Genomic DNA, 15,989 nt, shown 5'->3' on the forward strand with positions numbered 1-15,989 from the left:
AAAGGGTGCCCCTCACTCCGTTCCCGTTGCGCGGTGGGGTGGGTTAGCCCCGGTTTCGGGCTCATGATCGGAGCGCGCGGGATTCGCCGATCGCCAGGTCCCAGAGGCGCTCCGGGTCGCGACCGGCTTCGCGCCATGCCTTGCGCACCCGGTTCAGCGGCTCCGTGACCGGCTCGCGGGTCAGCACGAACGTTCCCCAGTGCATGGTCGCCGCGTGCTCGGCGCCCAGGTCGGCCACCGCCTGCACGGCCTCTTCCGGATCCATGTGCACCGGCTTCATGAACCACCGCGGTTCGTACGCCCCGATCGGCACCATTGCCACGTCGATGTTCGGGTAGCGCTGCGCGATCGCGGCGAAATGCGGACCGTAGCCGGTGTCCCCGGCGTGGTAGACCCGGTGTTCCGGGCCGCTGATCACCCAGCTGCCCCACAGGCTGCGGCAGGTGTCGCGCGGTCCGCGTCGGCTCCAGTGCTGCGCGGGCGCGAAGTCGAACGTCAGTCCGGCCACCTCCGCCGACTGCCACCAGTCCAGCTCGACGACCTCGCTGAACCCGCGGCGGCGGAACCATCGCCCCAACCCGGCGGGCACCAGCACTGGAGTCGATCGCGGCAGCCGCAGCACGGTGGGCGAGTCCAGGTGGTCGTAGTGGTTGTGGCTGATCACGACCGCGTCGATCGGTGGCAGCTCACCGAAGGCGACGCCAGGTGGGGTCAGCCGTCGCGGCACGCCGGGGATCCGCGATGACCACACCGGATCGGTCAGCACCGCGGCCCCACCGATGCGCACCAGGTAGGTCGCGTGGCCGACCCAGGTGATCGCGGTGTCCTGCGCCGTGACCGGCGCCAGCCCGCGCCGCAGCACCGGGATCCGGTCGACGTCCCCCACCCGGCCGCGGTAGTGACCGGTCCACATCAGCCGCATCACATCGCGGAAGTTCGGCAGCGGCGCGTGCAGCCGGTCCGCGTACGAGGGCTGGATCAACGGCTGCTGGTACTGGATTCGCACCCGACCAGACTGCCTCGCGCGACCAGCGCCCCGCACCCGGAGCAAGACTTGTCCTTGATGTTGTTTTTTCGGCGTACATGATGTCGGGGATCCCGGACCGAGAAGGCTTCTGAGGTTCCGCCACCCGCACCGCAAAGCAAAACGAGCACGAATGCAGGCTCTCAGAACGCGGGCCAGGGGATGGCTGGCCAGTCGCCGGACGGCGCGGGGAACACCTCGGCCTCCAGCAGCCGTTCGATGCGCGCGTTGATCGCCTGGACTTCTTTCGGCGTGATGTGTTCGGCCAGCTGGACGGCGAGATCGCCTTCCATGAGGGCGCGCAGTTCGCCGAGGCGGTCGACGGTGTCGGCCGATAACCGCTGCCCGACCCAGCCCCACAGCACGGTGCGCAGCTTGTCGTCGGTGTTCAGGCTCACGCCGTGATCGACGCCCAGCACCCGGCCGTCCGGGGCGTGCAGGATGTGGCCGCCCTTGCGGTCGGCGTTGTTGATCACGATGTCGAGCACCGCGAGCTGCCGCAGCTGCTGGTGGTCGGCGTGCACCAGCACGACCGCGTCGCCGCGGTGGTCCTGGGCGCGCAGCACCGGGAGCCAGCCGGGCGGAACCTCGTCCGGGGGGACGATGTCGACCAGCTGCGAGTCCTCTTCGACGTCCACCCACAGCTGCACCATGCCTGGACCGAACGGACCGTCCCGCAACAACGTCGGCGGGATCAGCCCCCACCCGGTGGCCTCGGACAGCAGGTAGGCACCGACCTCGCGACCGGCCAGCGTGCCGTCCGGGAAGTCCCACAGCGGACGCTCCCCGCGCACCGGCTTGTAGACGCACTCGGCGGAAGCGCCGTTGACCTCGATCCCGCAGAACAGGGTCGCGTTGGACGCCTCCACCAGCCGCCCCTGCACATCCAACCGACCGTGCTGGAGCAGCTCGTGAACCGCGGGGTCACCGGCGCGCACGCCGGTCAGACCTCTTCCGAACGGCGGTAACCGTTCTGGCGCGGGCAGATGTGCCCGGCGGGATCCAGCGGTTCGGCGCACAGCGGGCACGGCTTGCGGCCCGCGTTGATGACGCGCTCGGCGCGCTCGGCGAACGCCCGCGCGTGCGCGGGGGTGAGGAACACCCGCAGCGCGTCGGGGCCTTCCTCGGTGTCGTCGAGCACCACCGACTCGTCGATCTCCTCGTCTGTGACCGCGAGCAGTTCGACGACCACCGCCTCGGTCTCGGCGTCCCAGCCCAGCCCCATGGTGCCGACCCGGAACTCCTCGTCGACCGGCACAGCCAGCGGGTCGGTGTCGACGAGATCGTCTGGCGCCTGACCGGGCAGCTCGGTTTTGAACCGGCGCTGCACTTCCTCCAGCAGCGCGCCAATGCGTTCGGCCAGCACCGACACCTGCTGCTTTTCGAGCTGCACGCTCACCGTGCGGACATCTTCGGACGCCTGCAGGTAGAAAGTTCGGTCGCCGGGTTCCCCGACCGTTCCGGCGACGAACCGGTCGGGTTGACGGAAGACGTGAATGACACGAGCCATGGCACCTCCGACACTAGGCCACCGGGCAACGGGCGTGCGCGGCTGGCCCCCGTTTTGTTCATCACCGTTTCGAACCGGCCCGGTTTCCGCCGGGTCACACGCCGGTTTACTCGCTGAGCAGGCGCCCGACCACCTGTTTCGCCGGTGTTCGCCGACGGCGAACTCCAGCGCGTTGCGCCGAGTGCGGATACCCTCACCGGCGGTGGTCAAGATCGCGGGATGGAGCACGCCATGAGCATGCGCGAACTACGTCGCCCGCACAGGCTGCACAGCGGGGACACCGTGGCGCTGGTCGCCCCCGCCGGGCCGGTGCCCGAAGACCTGCTCGACGCCGGGCTGGCGCAACTGCGCTCCTGGGGCCTGCACGCGCGGGTCGGCAAGCACGTCCGGGACAGCCATCCGCGCCTGGACTACCTCGCGGGCACCGACGCCGACCGCGCCGCCGACCTGCAGGACGCGTGGTGCGATCCGGACGTCGCAGCGGTGTTCTGCGTGCGCGGCGGTTACGGCAGCATGCGCATCCTCGACCACCTGGACTGGACCGAGATGGCCGCCGCAGGGCCGAAGATCTTCGCCGGTTCCAGCGACATCACCGCGCTGCACGACGCCTTCGCCACCCAGCTCGGCCTGGTCACGGTGTTCGGGCCGATGCTGGCCACGAAGGCGTTCGTCGAGGACGAGGCGGCACGCGAGCACCTGCGCCGCACCCTGTTCCAGCCCGAGTCGGTCACCATCCTGACGCGCTCCAACGCGGGCGCGCTGGTGCGCGGGCGGGCGCGGGGCATCACCTACGGCGGCAACCTGAGCATCGTCGCGGGCTCCCTCGGAGCGCCGGACGCGCCGACCCCGCCGGAGCGCGGCATCGCGATGCTCGAAGACGTCACGGAGGACCCGTACCGGCTGGACCGGTTCGTCACGCAGCTGCTGCGCGCGGGCTGGTTCGATCACGCGGCCGGAATCGCGCTCGGCTCCTGGACCGACTGCGGGCCGCTGGAAGCTGTTCACGCAGTGATGTCGGACCTGCTGGGCGGCCTGGGCGTGCCCATCATGTGGGAGCTCGGCTTCGGCCACTGCACGGCCCAGCGCACCATCCCGCTCGGGGTCGCCGCCGAACTCGACACCGACGCACAACGCCTGTCGATCCTCCAACCCGCACTCCTCTAGAGACTGTTTCAGAAGAGGTTTGCGCAGCGGTGCGGGTGGCGGAACCTCAGACGCCGCCTCGACTCCGGGATCCCCGACATCATGTACTTCCAATTCGCAGTTTCACTGCGCTGTCGGGGCTGTCCTCGCGAGGCGACGTCTGAGAACCCGCGGCGGTGCCAGTTGAGTCCCACACCGCAAGCGGCTACGCCGCTTACAGCACACACCCAGCCCCGGCGGCGCGGTTGGTAGCGTCGGCCGCGTACGCGTTCGGCGAGAGGTGTTGCATGCGTGTCCGACCCGTCACCCCCGAGCTGCTGGCGTCGGAGGTGGTCGACCGCATCGACGCGCTCCCTCGGCGCTGGGCGCGGGTGGCGGTGGACGGTGCGCCCGCCGCCGACACCGATGGCTTCGCCGCCAGCCTGGTCGAACCGCTGCGAACCCTCGGGCGCGAGGTGGTCCGGGTGCGGACCGCGGACTACCTGCGCCCGGCGTCACTGCGCCTGGAGCACGGGCACCACGACCCGGACTCGTTCTACGAGAGCTGGTTCGACCTCAAGGGACTGGCCCGCGAAGTGCTGAACCCGTTGTCCGACAGCGGAACCGGCCAGGTGCTACCAGCGCTCTGGGACGCCGCGGCGGATCGCTCGCCCCGCCTGCCGCGCGTCACCCTGCCGGACCGAGGTGTGGCCATTGTGGACGGACCATTGCTGCTCGGCTCGGGCCTGCCGTTCGACTTCGCGGTACACCTGTGGCTGCCCGCAGCCGCGCTCGAACGGCGAACCCCGGAACCTGACCGGTGGATGCTGCCCGCGTTCCACCGCTACGCCGACGAAGTCGGCCCGGAGAACGTCGCGGACGTCGCGGACGTCGTGGTCCGCGTCGACCGCCCAGGCCGCCCAGCCATCATCGACAGCCTGGACTAAACCCTCACGCGTGGTGGCTGGATGCCACGCGGTAGACGACCGGTTCGAACTCGGCCATCGCACCGGCGGCCCGCATGTGCTCCTGCGCGACCGGATCGGCGAGCATCGCCTTGAAGTCCTCCTCGCTGCGCCACTGGGCGTAGTTGGCGACGTGCGTGCCGTCGAGGCTGGCGTGGATGTTCGCCGACACGAACCCGGGGCGGTGCCGCATCACTTCCTCGGTGGCGTTGTCCAGCAAATCAACCAGCTCCTGCTGTCGTTCCGGAGCCACGGTGAAAATGTTGATCAACGTCATGACCGGGGCCCCGGGCTCAATCGTCGTAACCATGCGAAGAATCCTCCCCCACACCCCCGACAACACCGGTCGCGCAACTGGGGTCGTGAGTGCTCAACCGGGTTGGAGCCCGGTTACGCACTCACGACCAACGACAGCCCTACGCGACGCGGCGCTCGACGGATGGGACCGCGGCCAGGAGGGTTTTGGTGTAGTCGTGCCGGGGGTCGAGCAGGACCTGTTCCACCGCACCGACTTCGACCAGTTCTCCTCGGTACATCACCGCCACTCGATCCGCGATGTTCCAGGCCAGGCCGAGGTCGTGGGTGATCACCAGGGTCGACAGGCCGCGCTCGACGCGCAGCCGCAGCAGCAGCGCCAGGATCTCCCCGCGCACCGTGGCGTCCAGCGACGCCACCGGCTCGTCGGCGACCAGCACGCGCGGTTGGAGCACCAGCGCCCCGGCGATCACCACGCGCTGCCGCTGGCCACCCGACAGCTCCTGCGGCAGGCGGCCGAAGAACTTCTCCGCGGGCCGCAGCTCGGCCGCTTCCAGCGCCGCCGCGACTCGCCCCCGCTCGTCGTCGGTGATGCCGTGGATGCGCAAACCCTCAGCCACCGCTTCGTAAACCGTGTGCCGGGGGTTGAGCGCGCCGGTCGGGTCCTGCAGCACCAGCTGCACCTGCTTGCGGTACTCGCGCAGCCCCGCGCTCCTGGTCGGCAGCGGCACACCGTCGAAGCGCACCGCACCACCGGTCGGTTCCTGCAAGCCCAACAGGGTGCGGGCCAAGGTCGTCTTGCCGGAGCCGGACTGGCCCACCAGCGCCACGATCTCGTTCTCGTCGACTTCCAGGTCCACCCCACGCACGGCGCGCACGGTCTGCCCGGAACGGCTGGTGAAATCGACCGACACGTCCTCGGCGGACAGCAGAGCCGCACCGCTCGATGCGCCCTCGGTGAGCCGGAACCGCGCATCGCCGACCGTCGGGAAGGCACTGGCCAGCGCTTGGCTGTGCGCGTGCTGCGGTTCGGTCATCACCTGTCGTGCCGGACCGTGCTCGACCACCTGACCCCGGTACATCACCGCCAGCCGGGCGCAGCTGGCCGACAGCACCGACAGGTCGTGGCTGATCATCATCAGCGCGATGCCGCGCTCGGTGACCAACCGGCCCAGCAATTCCAGGATCTGGGCCTGCACCACCACATCCAGCGCGGTGGTCGGCTCGTCGGCGATCACCAGTCGCGGCTCGCAGGCCAGCGCCATCGCGATCATGACCCGCTGCTTCTGCCCACCGGAGAGCTCGTGCGGATACGCGTCCGCCCGCTGCTCGGGCAGCTCCACCTGCGCCAACAGCTCCGCCACCCGCGCCCGCAGATCGCCGTCCACCCGGCCGTGCAGCTTGATCGGCTCGGCGATCTGATCGCCGATCGTGCGCACCGGGTTCAACGCGTGCATGGCGCCCTGGAACACCACCGACGCGTCCGCCCAACGGGCCGCGCGCAGCTGCCCGAACGACATCTCCCGCACGTTCTTGCCGTCCAGCAGGATTTCCCCGTCGATGCGCGCCGTGCTGGGCAGCAGCCGCAGCACCGACATCGCCAGCGTCGTCTTGCCGCAACCGGATTCCCCAGCCAGGCCGAGGGTTTCACCTTCGGCGAGGCTCAGGCTCACGCCCTGCACGGCGGCTTCGTCGACGCCCCGGTAGGACACCGACACGTCGCGCAGTTGCAGAATCGGACTCACCGTCGCCCCCGCAGCCTCGGATTGAACACCGTCTCCAGCGCCCGCCCGCACAACGTGAAGCTGAGCACCACCACCACGATTCCCACGCCTGGCGGCAGCAGGTACCACCACGCGCCACCGGTGACCGCACCGGTGTCCATCGCGGACTTGAGCATCGAGCCCCACGACACCCGACCGGGGTCGCCAAGCCCCAGGAACGACAGCGTCGATTCGGCGATGATCGCGCTGGCCACCGACAACGTGGTGTTGGCGAACACCAGCGGCAGCACGGCGGGCAGCACGTGGCGGCCGATGACGTGGCCGTGCCCGGCCCCCAGCGCCCGCGCCCGCTCGATGTACGGGCGGGCCTCGATGGTCAGCGTCTGGGCGCGCACCATCCGCGCGGTAGGTGGCCAGGAGGTCACCCCGATGGCCAGCACGATCGTCCACAGCCCGCGGGCGAGCACCGTGGACAGCGCGATGGCCAGCACCAGTGCGGGCAGCACCAGGAAGAAGTCGGTGAAGCGCAACAGGATTCGGGACGTCCAGCCGCCGAAGTGCGCCGCGAGCACGCCGACGACGGTGCCGATCAGCACCGACAGCACCGCCGCAGACAGCCCGACGATCAGCGACACCCGCGCGCCCCACCAGGTCAGCAGCAGCACCGAACGACCGGATTCGTCGGTGCCGAGCAAGAATTCGCCGCTGGGCGCCTGCAACGGCTGGCCGGTCGCCCGCGTGACGTCGAGGCCGGTGGAGTCGCTGAGCAGTGGCGCGAGCAGGGCCAGCACAGCGGTCGCGACCAGCAGCACGAGGCCGACCAGCCCGGCCCGGTCGGCGCGGAAGACGCGCCACGCCTCGCCAGCTCTGGCCTTGCGGCGGGCCCAGGTGATCTGGGCGGCGGTGGCGGTCATGATTCCCGCACCCTGGGGTCGAGCACCCGGTAGAGCACGTCGGCCAGCACGTTCATCACCACCACACTCCCCGCGAGCACGATGAATATGCCTTGCAGCAGCGGCAGATCCGGCACCCGCAACGCTTCGAAGGTCAGCAGCCCCAGACCGGGCCAGGAGAACACCGTCTCCACCGTGATCGCACCCGACACCACCAGTCCGAGCCGCAGGAAGATCAGCGTGACGGTGGGCAGCAGCGCGTTGGGCACCGCGTGCCTGCTCCGCACCAGGTCCTCCCGCAGGCCCTTCGCGCGAGCGGTGGTCAGGTAGTCCTCGCCCATCTCCTCCAGCAGCGACGAGCGCATCACCATCAGGTACTCGGCGTAGATCACCGCGACCATGGTCAGCGCGGGCAGCACCAGGTGGTGGACGACGTCGAGGACCTGCGGCAGCAGTTCCGGCGGGGTGTCCGGGGAGGAGATGCCGCCGACCGGGAACAGGCCCGGAACCGGGCCAAACCCGACGCCGAAGACCATCAGCACGATCAACCCGAGCCAGAACGTCGGCACCGACCACAACGTCAGGGCGATCGAGGTCGAGGTCTTGTCGAAGGCACCGCCGTGCCGCCACGCCGCGCGGGCGCCCATCCACAACCCCAGCAGCACCGCGATGGCGGTCGCGGTGCCCACCAGCAGCACGGTCGGGCCGATGCGTTCGAGGATCAGCTCGCCGACCGGTCGGCTGTAGGTGTAGGACGTGCCGAGGTCACCGCGCAGCAGATTGCCCACGAAGTCCAGCAACTGCTTCCACAGCGGCTGGTCCAGGCCGAACCGCTCGCGCAGCACGGCGATCTGCTGTTCGCTGACCGGCGCGCCGCGGGTCATGGTGCGCACCGGGTCGCCCGGCATCACGCGAAACAGGAAGAAACCCAGCACCGCCACCAGGAACAGGCTCACCAGCCCGCCGCCGATCTTGCCCCCCACGTAGCGGGCCATCCGGCGCCGCCCGCCGGACGGCGGGGCCGGTTCCGCAACAGTGGCCAGTAGTTCGGACACGGCTCACTCCCTGGTATCAGCGGTCGCCCGGCGGCGGACCACCACCAGCGCGACCACCACGCCGACCAGCACCACGACCCCACCGAGCACCCAAGCGACGCCGGTGTAGTCAGTGCCCGACGAGCCGTTCATCGCCGCCTCGGTGGGCTGGGCGCCGTAGTAACCCCAGTAGCCCTGCTGCCCCGTGATCACGCCTTCCGTATTCGGTTGCTGCGTGAAACCGGTGTAGCGGTCGGAGCGGTATGCCTCCAGCGAGTTCTGGTAGAAGAGGATCAGACCGGCCGCCTGGTCGTAGAACCGGGCCTGGGCCTGCTTCACCAGATCGACCCGCTTGGCCGCGTCGAACTCGGCGAGCTGCTGGTTGTAGAAGTCGTCGTACTGCTGGTCGCACAGGAAAGTGTCGTTGGTGCCGCCACCGGCGGGGTCGGGACGTGCGCCGCAGGTCTGCAACCGCAGCACGTAGTCCGGGTCCGGGTTGGCCGACCAGCCGCTGATGACCATGTCGAAGTCACCGGCGGTGGTGCGGTCGTTGAGCTGGTTGTCCGACACCGGCTGCAGTTCGACGTTGATGCCCAGATCGGCCAGCCACCGCTTGACGTACTCACCGACCTGCGCGTCCATCGACTCGTCGCCGTGCAGCACGAAGTCGAAGTTCAGCGGCTCGCCCTGCGGGGTCCGGCGGATGCCGTCCGCCCCGCGCGCGTAGCCCGCCTCGTCGAGCATCCGGTTGGCCGCGGCCGGGTCGAAGGTGCGCGGCTGCGGTGGGGTCCAGTGGAAGTCGGCGAAGATCGGCGGCAGGTATCCGCCACCGATCTGGCCGTAGCTGCCGAGCACCCGGTCCACCAGGACCTGCCGGTCGATCGCCCGGTCGATGGCCTGCCGCACCCGCACGTCCTTCAGCGCCGGGTGCCCGGTGCCGATCGGCGCGTTCTCGCTGTTGGTCGCGCCAGGGTTGAGGATCATCTCGAAGAACCGGCGGCCTTGGCCCTTGACCTGCTTGATGTCGGCCTGCCCGGCCAGCGCGTTGAACTGCGCCGGGGTGAGCTTCTGGACGACGTCCACATCACCCTTGCGCAGCGCCTGCACCGCCGCGTCGCTGTTCTTGAACTGGATGAACTGCACCGCGGAGACCTTCGGCGCGCCGCGCCAGAAGTCCGGGTTGGCGGTCAGCGTGACGTCCTGCTCCGGCCGGTAGCCGGTGAGCGTGAACGGTCCGCTGCCGACCAACGGCATCTGGTCGTTGGCGAAGTTCGCGACGTCGGCGATCTTCGACCAGACGTGCTCGGGCACGATCGGCGCGTCGATGGCCAGCATCGTCGCCTGCGGCGTCTTGGTCTGGATGACCAGCGTCGCGTCGTCCGGGGCAGTGACGTTGGCGAAGTTCTCCACGAAGTTGCCGTTGGCGGTGCTCGCGGCCGGGTCGGTCATCATCCGGTTGTAGGTGTAGGCGGCGTCGCGGGCGGTAACCGGCTGCCCGTCGGTCCACTTGACGCCGGGCCGGATGCGGAAGGTCCAGGTGAGCTTGTCCGGCGAGGGAGCCCAGCTCTCGGCCAGCTCCGGCATCACCGAGAAGTCGTCGGGGCTGTAGGTGGTCAACGTCGGGTAGATGGCCCGGAAGATGTCGGTGGAGGCCAACGTGTAACCCAGGAACGGGTTCAGCGAGTCGATCTGCTGCTGCAGTCCGATCCGCAAGGTCGCACCCGCCGGGCGCGCGCCGTTCTCCTGCGCCAACGCTGGCATCGGCGCCAATAAACCGACCAGCAGAACAGCCCAGAGCACGACGAATCGTCTGCGCACGTTGACCCCTCCTTCGCAACGAGTGAGAAGAAGGAACCACCATCAAACGCTGTTCGTCAATGGTTAACCAGCAGTTGTCGCCGACCCGCGTCACGCACAGGTGCACAACCGTTACCCGATCGGCGGGCCATCCGGCGCGAACCCGCAACATCCAGGGCATCCGCGGCCGATCCGCTACAAATCGCCCCATCGCGCGGGCTGCCAGCGCACCGCTTCCGGGCGTTCACCGGATCGGGTGAATTCATCCAGCGCCGCCCGAAGATCGCGGAACGGCAGCACGGCATTGCGCGGGAACTTCAGGGTGCTGCCCGCGTCGAACGGCAGCGCTGGCGCGTCCGGCGACGGCGCCGGGTTGAGGGTGTGCCAGGACTGCAGCTCGCCGTCCTCGGACTCCTCGGTGAAGTTCAGGACCCCGACCTCGGACTCCACGTCGGTCACGATCCGGATCTGCTGGTAGGGCCCAGCGGCTTCGGGATCTTCGTGCGGCCGGTCCCAGACGTAGAGATGGCAGGCGCCGAGCCGCTGCGGTCGCAGCACCCGGTCCACGAGCGCGGCCTTGTCCTCCTCGGTCTGCGCGTAGTGCCGGTCGCCGTCAGCCACCGCGGTCGTGACGGTCACGCCCAACTCGGTGTTGCGGGCCCCGATCGCCTCGGCGCGCAGCCCTTCCAAGCAGATCCGCGCCTCCTTGAGCGCTTTGATCGCCGCGCCCTGGTGGAACACCAGGTCACCCCAGTACGGGTGACCGAGCACCTTGTTGAGGTCGTCGTAGACGGCGTGCGTCGTCTCGATCAGCTTGTCCAGGGCGTCGACCGGAACATCGGCGAGGCGAGCGAACACGACCGCAGGTGGTTCGAGCGGGCCGGTCTCCTCGTGCGCTGGATTCGACATGCCTTCCCCGCATCCACTTCGATCATGGACGACCCCCAGGACGCCCAGCCCAGATCTCGATTCCCCAGAGGCTACCGCGCGTCAACCCGCGGCCCCGCAGCGCCATCGGCGGTCAGCTGGCGCAGTCCCGCAGCACACCGATCGCTGGCTCGTCGCGAACCGAGCCGAGCGACAATAACGCCCGCGCCAACCCGTCGGCGTCGTCGAATCCGAGTTCCTCGACCAGGTCGTCGGGCAGGCTGAGCATCGACAGCGCCACCCCGAGCATGCCCGCGTCCAGCAGCCCAGCGCCGCGACGGCTCATCCGGCGGCCCACCGCGGCGTGCAACTCGACCGCAGTGTCCACATTGGCCCCGGTGATGTCCCCGAGGGCGGCCCGCACATCGGAATTGCGCACCGCTTCGAGGTGCAGTTCGAACAGCGCCAGGAACTGCGATCGCGCGTTGGTGGACATCCGCCGCAGCATCGCCGCGTACAGCGCCGCGACGTCCTCGCCGGTGACATCGGCGGGAATCTGGCTGCGCAGCACGTCCAGCGCAGCGGTGTGCTGCGCGGCGAGATACCGTGCCACGGCCAGGAACAGCGCGCTGCGCGTCGGGTAGTAGTTCTTGGTGGTGCCTTCGGGAACCTCGGCTTCGCGGTCGATGGCGCGGTGGGTGAGCCCCCGACCACCTTCCCTGGCCAGCACTTCGATGGCGGCCTCGGCGAGCAGTTCCCGGCGGTTGCCTCGTTGCGGCATGCATCCCCTGGCGGTTCGATCTTGGTTGCTGATCAACAGCGTAGCCCGTGCACCACAGCAGTGGTGGGCAGGGGCGCGCGGACACCTTGACCGACATCCGACAGATTGGTATAGACCTCATGTTCCCCGATCGCCTCGCCACAGGAGCGCAACATGTCGGAAAACGGCCCGGTCCACGCCGAGCACACCCTGGAGCACTTGCGAAAGATCGGCGCGCACAACGCCGACAACCTGCGTACCGCCGCCGACCGGCTGTTCGCCGCCGTCCGGGCGGACGGCCTGGTGTTCACCGCCGGTGCGGGCCACTCGCTGGCGGGTGTGATGGAGTCCTTCTACCGGGCCGGGGGCCTGGCCGCGGTCCGGCCGCTGTACCACCCCGACCTGCTACCGCTGCACGGCGCGGTGGCCAGCACCAAGACCGAACGCCGCAGCGGGCTGGCCGAAGAGGTGCTCACCGCGGCCGGATTCCGGGGTGGCGCGGATGCGCTCGTGGTCTTCTCCAACTCCGGGGTGAACCCGTACCCGGTGGAACTGGCCAAACTAGCGCGCGCGGCCGGATCAGCGGTCGTCGCGATCACCTCGCCCGCCGCGAGCGCCGAAGCCCCGAAGCGCGCCGGGACAACGCTGGCCGAGCAAGCCGAAATCGTGCTGGACACCAAGGTGCCCGGCGGTGACGCCAGCTACCCGACGGCCGCCCCGGTGACCGCGCCGCTGTCCTCGTTGGCCAACGCGTTCCTGTGGAACATGCTGCTGGTGCAGATGTACAACCAAGCCGCCGCCGCGGGCATCGAGCTGCCGGTCTGGCGCAGCTCGAACACCATCGGCGGCGACGAGGCCAACGCGGCCAACCTCGCGCACTACGGCGAACGGGTGCCGGGCCTGCGCTGATTCAGGGAGTGCGCGGATTGGCACACCAATCCGCGCGCCCTCTTACTCCGAGCCGAACTTCTCGGCCAACTCCACGATGCGACGCAGCTGCGCGGCCCGCTCGGCCGCGAGCTGCTGCTCGGGATCAACCGCCTCGTCGGCCTGCACCAGCAGCGCCAGCGTCTCGCGGACAGCGCCGACCGGCGGTTGGCAGACCACTTCGGCGAGCTGATCCACCGCCGCGTCGAGCTGATCGGGCTCGACGACGGAGTTCGCCAAACCGAGCCGCAGAGCCTCCTCGGCCTGAATTTCCCGGCCGGTCAGGCAGATCTCCACCGCTCTCGCATAACCCACAGTCCTGACCAGCGGCAACGTGCCGCCAAGATCCGGCACGAGACCCCACGACGCCTCGGCCATGCGCAACCGGGCGTCGGTGGCCAGCACGCGCAGATCGCATGCCAAGGCGAGCTGGAACCCCGCACCGACGGCATGCCCCTGCACTGCCGCGATGCTGACCCTGTCGGGCTCGCGAAGCCAGCTGAACCCCTGCTGGAACCCGGCGATCTCGGCATCGGCCTGTTCGGTCGGACGCCGGGCGAGTCCCCCCAGCCCAGGCGCCCCGTCCACGTCGGCGAACCCGAGGAGTCGACGATCCAACCCGGCCGAGAACGACCGACCGGCGCCGCGCAGCACCACCACCCGGACCTCCGCGCCGAGGCATCGACCGACCTCCCGCAACGCCTGCCAGGTGTGCGGTGTCTGCGCGTTGAGCTTGTCCGGGCGGTTCAAGGTGATCGTGGCCCGCCGCCCGTGGATCGTGAGCCCCACACCGCCACGATCCAACAGGTCGGCGTCCACTATCGACTCCGCCAAGCGGACCTCCGTTGCAGATCTGAGCAGATCGCTGGAGTCATGTTATGTCGAATGGAGGCGGCCGGTGGCCGCCGTGCTCACTTCTTCTTCGAACGCGTCGCGCCCCCACGGCCACGCAGCTGAACGCCTGATTCGCTCAGGACGCGGTGCACGAACCCGTAGGATCGGCCGGTTGCCTCCGCCAGAGCGCGGATGCTCGCCCCCTTCTCGTACTTCTTTCTCAGGTCACTGGCAAGCTTGTCCCGCGCACTACCTGTGATGCGCGCGCCTTTCTTCAGCTCAGCCACGGTGTCCCCGCCTTCCCTCTGAGCAGGTCGGGCCTCGCGACCCCTGTCAGCGCAATGATCGAACAGGAAAGGCAGGAACGCCAGGCGATCATGGAAAAAAGATCGGCCAACGGTCGAGATGACCACGCGGCGATCACCGGAATGCACTAATCCATCCGTAGTAGCGCGCGCTGCGAGCGCAACCACGGCTAGGCCAGTTGGACGAGCTCCAGGTAGTCATCCGACCAGTGGTCTTCGGTACCGTCCGGCAATAGGATGACCCGTTCCGGCTCAAGCGCCTGCACCGCGCCCGGATCGTGCGTGACCAGCACGACTGCCCCGGTGAAGTTGCGCAGCGCGTCGAGCACCTGCGCGCGGCTGGCCGGGTCGAGGTTGTTGGTCGGCTCGTCCAGCAGCAGCACGTTCGCCGCGCTGGAGACCAGGCCAGCCAGCGCGAGCCGGGTTTTTTCACCACCGGAGAGGGTGCCCGCGGGCTGCTGCAACTGCTCGCCCTGGAACAGGAACGCGCCGAGCAGCGTGCGCAGCTGCTGCTCACCGGTGTCCGGGGCCGCGCTGCGCACGTTCTCCCACACCGTCGCGTCGTGGTCCAGGGTCTCGTGCTCCTGCGCGAAGTACCCGATGCGCAGCCCGTGACCAGGTACGACCTCGCCCGAGTCGGGGTGCTCCATGCCGCCCAGCAGCCGCAGCAGGGTGGTCTTGCCAGCGCCGTTGAGACCGAGCACCACGACCTTCGAGCCGCGGTCCACGGCGAGGTCCACACCGCTGAAGATCTCCAGCGAGCCGTAGGACTTCGACAGCCCGTCCGCGGTCAGCGGAGTGCGCCCGCACGGGGCAGGTTCCGGGAAGCGGATCTTGGCGACCTTCTCCTGTGCCTGTTCGGTCTCCGCCTCGGCCAGCAGTTTCTCCGCCCGGCGGGCCATGTTCTGCGCGGCGACCGCCTTGGTGGCCTTGGCCCGCATCTTGTCCGCCTGCGCCAGCAGCGCTGACGCCTTCTTCTCGGCGTTGGCGCGCTCGCGGCGGCGGCGCTTCTCGTCGGCCGCGCGCGCGTCCTGGTAGCGCGTCCAGTCCATGTTGTACACGTCGGCTTCGCCGCGGATGGCGTCCAGGAACCACACCTTGTTGACCACGGCGGCCAGCAGATCGACGTCGTGGCTGATGACCACCAGACCGCCGTCGTGGTTCTTGAGGAAGTCGCGCAGCCAGTTGATCGAGTCGGCGTCGAGGTGGTTGGTCGGCTCGTCGAGCAGCAGCGTGCTCGCCGACCGGCCGCCGGGTCCGGCTTCGGAGGCGGCGAACAGGATCCGGGCCAGCTCGACGCGGCGGCGCTGACCGCCGGAGAGCGTGCTCAACGGCTGGTTGAGCACCCGGTCGGGCAGGCCGAGGTTGCCGCAGATCCGTCCGGCCTCGCTTTCGGCCGCGTAGCCGCCGCGGGCGGCGAAGCGCTCCTCCAGTCGGCCGTAGCGGGCGATCGCCTTGTCCCGCGCCCGCTCGTCGACCAGTTCGGCCATCGCGGTCTGGGTCTTCTCCATGTCGCGGATCAGCTGGTCCAGGCCGCGGGCGGAGAGCACCCGGTCCTTGGCGGTCACGGTGAGGTCGCCTTCGCGCGGGTCCTGCGGGAGGTAGCCGAGTTCGCCGCTGCGGACCACATCACCGCCGTACGCTTGGCCTTCGCCAGCCAGCACGCGCAGCGTGGTGGTCTTTCCCGCGCCGTTTCGACCCACCAGGCCGACCCGGTCGCCGGGCTGAACGCGCAAAGTCGCGTCGGAGAGCAGGATGCGGGACCCGGCGCGCAGTTCCAGGCCGGTGGCAGCAATCAAAGGAAACTCCGGGATCTAGTGGTCGAGCAGTTCCACGAACACGCCCACCGGCCGGGACCGAGTGGGCGTAGAGCACCGCGGGTTAACTGGCGGTTGGAGTGGCGCGGGGAACCCGGACCACGAAACGCTTGCTGACCACGAATTCAGTGTAACGGGCGATGTCGAGCGAATTG

At 69.4% G+C, this 15,989-nt stretch carries 16 protein-coding genes; 3 read left to right on the forward strand and 13 right to left on the reverse strand.

What is annotated here, in order from left to right; genetic code table 11:
• Nucleotides 1–61: 61 nt before the first annotated feature.
• The 3 genes from MOQ72_RS13730 to MOQ72_RS13740 all read right to left on the reverse strand — a co-directional run bounded on the left by MOQ72_RS13730 (nucleotide 62) and on the right by MOQ72_RS13740 (nucleotide 2,534).
• Nucleotides 62–1,006: an MBL fold metallo-hydrolase gene (locus MOQ72_RS13730; RefSeq protein WP_242183779.1), complete on the reverse strand. Its 945-nt coding sequence runs from the start codon at nucleotides 1,004–1,006 to the stop codon at nucleotides 62–64.
• Between the two features lie 161 nt (nucleotides 1,007–1,167).
• Nucleotides 1,168–1,962, reverse strand: a complete 795-nt coding sequence (locus MOQ72_RS13735) for an SCO1664 family protein (protein ID WP_242183780.1) — start codon at nucleotides 1,960–1,962, stop codon at nucleotides 1,168–1,170.
• Between the two features lie 5 nt (nucleotides 1,963–1,967).
• On the reverse strand, nucleotides 1,968–2,534 hold the full coding sequence (locus MOQ72_RS13740) for a DUF3090 domain-containing protein (protein ID WP_242183781.1): 567 nt from the start codon (nucleotides 2,532–2,534) through the stop codon (nucleotides 1,968–1,970).
• Between the two features lie 231 nt (nucleotides 2,535–2,765).
• Between MOQ72_RS13740 and MOQ72_RS13745 the strand changes: the two genes are divergently transcribed.
• Nucleotides 2,766–3,698, forward strand: coding sequence for a S66 peptidase family protein (locus MOQ72_RS13745; RefSeq protein ID WP_242183782.1), 933 nt, complete (start codon nucleotides 2,766–2,768; stop codon nucleotides 3,696–3,698).
• 266 nt (nucleotides 3,699–3,964) lie between these two features.
• The gene (locus MOQ72_RS13750) at nucleotides 3,965–4,603 is read left to right on the forward strand and encodes a nucleoside/nucleotide kinase family protein (protein ID WP_242183783.1); all 639 of its coding nucleotides are present in this window, start codon (nucleotides 3,965–3,967) and stop codon (nucleotides 4,601–4,603) included.
• 4 nt (nucleotides 4,604–4,607) lie between these two features.
• On the opposite strand, the gene MOQ72_RS13755 is transcribed toward MOQ72_RS13750, so the two are convergent.
• The 7 genes from MOQ72_RS13755 to MOQ72_RS13785 all read right to left on the reverse strand — a co-directional run bounded on the left by MOQ72_RS13755 (nucleotide 4,608) and on the right by MOQ72_RS13785 (nucleotide 11,972).
• A complete protein-coding gene (locus MOQ72_RS13755; protein WP_242183784.1) occupies nucleotides 4,608–4,931 on the reverse strand; it encodes an antibiotic biosynthesis monooxygenase family protein in 324 nt (107 codons plus the stop codon).
• Nucleotides 4,932–5,037: 106 nt separating this feature from the next.
• Nucleotides 5,038–6,621 carry a dipeptide ABC transporter ATP-binding protein gene (locus tag MOQ72_RS13760; RefSeq protein WP_242183785.1) on the reverse strand — a complete coding sequence of 528 codons (1,584 nt, stop codon included), beginning with the start codon at nucleotides 6,619–6,621 and terminating at the stop codon, nucleotides 5,038–5,040.
• On the reverse strand, nucleotides 6,618–7,514 hold the full coding sequence (locus MOQ72_RS13765; RefSeq protein WP_242183786.1) for an ABC transporter permease: 897 nt from the start codon (nucleotides 7,512–7,514) through the stop codon (nucleotides 6,618–6,620). Before MOQ72_RS13765 ends, MOQ72_RS13760 begins: the two co-directional genes overlap by 4 nt.
• Complete coding sequence (locus tag MOQ72_RS13770) at nucleotides 7,511–8,548, reverse strand: ABC transporter permease (protein WP_372495359.1); 1,038 nt, start codon at nucleotides 8,546–8,548, stop codon at nucleotides 7,511–7,513. Before MOQ72_RS13770 ends, MOQ72_RS13765 begins: the two co-directional genes overlap by 4 nt.
• A gap of 3 nt (nucleotides 8,549–8,551) precedes the next feature.
• Entirely contained in the window at nucleotides 8,552–10,288 is a 1,737-nt protein-coding gene (locus MOQ72_RS13775) for an ABC transporter substrate-binding protein (RefSeq protein WP_277954046.1), read from the reverse strand.
• Nucleotides 10,289–10,519: 231 nt separating this feature from the next.
• Nucleotides 10,520–11,233, reverse strand: a complete 714-nt coding sequence (locus MOQ72_RS13780; RefSeq protein ID WP_242183788.1) for an Imm1 family immunity protein — start codon at nucleotides 11,231–11,233, stop codon at nucleotides 10,520–10,522.
• 112 nt (nucleotides 11,234–11,345) lie between these two features.
• Nucleotides 11,346–11,972, reverse strand: a complete 627-nt coding sequence (locus MOQ72_RS13785) for a TetR/AcrR family transcriptional regulator (protein ID WP_242183789.1) — start codon at nucleotides 11,970–11,972, stop codon at nucleotides 11,346–11,348.
• A gap of 153 nt (nucleotides 11,973–12,125) precedes the next feature.
• On the opposite strand from MOQ72_RS13785, the gene MOQ72_RS13790 reads away from it, so the two are divergent.
• Nucleotides 12,126–12,860 carry an SIS domain-containing protein gene (locus MOQ72_RS13790; protein ID WP_242183791.1) on the forward strand — a complete coding sequence of 245 codons (735 nt, stop codon included), beginning with the start codon at nucleotides 12,126–12,128 and terminating at the stop codon, nucleotides 12,858–12,860.
• 42 nt (nucleotides 12,861–12,902) lie between these two features.
• Here MOQ72_RS13790 and MOQ72_RS13795 read toward each other — a convergent pair whose 3' ends face one another.
• The 3 genes from MOQ72_RS13795 to MOQ72_RS13805 all read right to left on the reverse strand — a co-directional run bounded on the left by MOQ72_RS13795 (nucleotide 12,903) and on the right by MOQ72_RS13805 (nucleotide 15,816).
• On the reverse strand, nucleotides 12,903–13,712 hold the full coding sequence (locus MOQ72_RS13795) for an enoyl-CoA hydratase/isomerase family protein (protein ID WP_242183793.1): 810 nt from the start codon (nucleotides 13,710–13,712) through the stop codon (nucleotides 12,903–12,905).
• Nucleotides 13,713–13,789: 77 nt separating this feature from the next.
• Entirely contained in the window at nucleotides 13,790–13,999 is a 210-nt protein-coding gene (locus MOQ72_RS13800) for a helix-turn-helix domain-containing protein (RefSeq protein WP_010310662.1), read from the reverse strand.
• Between the two features lie 188 nt (nucleotides 14,000–14,187).
• Nucleotides 14,188–15,816 (reverse strand): ABC-F family ATP-binding cassette domain-containing protein, encoded by a 1,629-nt coding sequence (locus MOQ72_RS13805; RefSeq protein WP_242183795.1) that lies wholly within the window; start codon nucleotides 15,814–15,816, stop codon nucleotides 14,188–14,190.
• Nucleotides 15,817–15,989: the final 173 nt, after the last annotated feature.

Source organism: Saccharopolyspora soli, from assembly GCF_022678645.1.
GTDB classification, from domain to species: Bacteria; Actinomycetota; Actinomycetes; order Mycobacteriales; family Pseudonocardiaceae; genus Saccharopolyspora; species Saccharopolyspora soli.

Excerpts from the sequence above, each read along its gene's own strand:
- MOQ72_RS13740 (WP_242183781.1), bottom strand. The coding sequence starts at position 2,534 with ATGGCTCGTGTCATTCACGTCTTCCGTCAACCCGACCGGTTCGTCGCC.
- MOQ72_RS13745 (WP_242183782.1), top strand. The coding sequence starts at position 2,766 with ATGAGCATGCGCGAACTACGTCGCCCGCACAGGCTGCACAGCGGGGAC.
- MOQ72_RS13750 (WP_242183783.1), top strand. The coding sequence starts at position 3,965 with ATGCGTGTCCGACCCGTCACCCCCGAGCTGCTGGCGTCGGAGGTGGTC.
- MOQ72_RS13755 (WP_242183784.1), bottom strand. The coding sequence starts at position 4,931 with ATGGTTACGACGATTGAGCCCGGGGCCCCGGTCATGACGTTGATCAAC.
- MOQ72_RS13765 (WP_242183786.1), bottom strand. The coding sequence starts at position 7,514 with ATGACCGCCACCGCCGCCCAGATCACCTGGGCCCGCCGCAAGGCCAGA.
- MOQ72_RS13775 (WP_277954046.1), bottom strand. The coding sequence starts at position 10,288 with ATGCCAGCGTTGGCGCAGGAGAACGGCGCGCGCCCGGCGGGTGCGACC.
- MOQ72_RS13780 (WP_242183788.1), bottom strand. The coding sequence starts at position 11,233 with ATGTCGAATCCAGCGCACGAGGAGACCGGCCCGCTCGAACCACCTGCG.
- MOQ72_RS13785 (WP_242183789.1), bottom strand. The coding sequence starts at position 11,972 with ATGCCGCAACGAGGCAACCGCCGGGAACTGCTCGCCGAGGCCGCCATC.
- MOQ72_RS13790 (WP_242183791.1), top strand. The coding sequence starts at position 12,126 with ATGTCGGAAAACGGCCCGGTCCACGCCGAGCACACCCTGGAGCACTTG.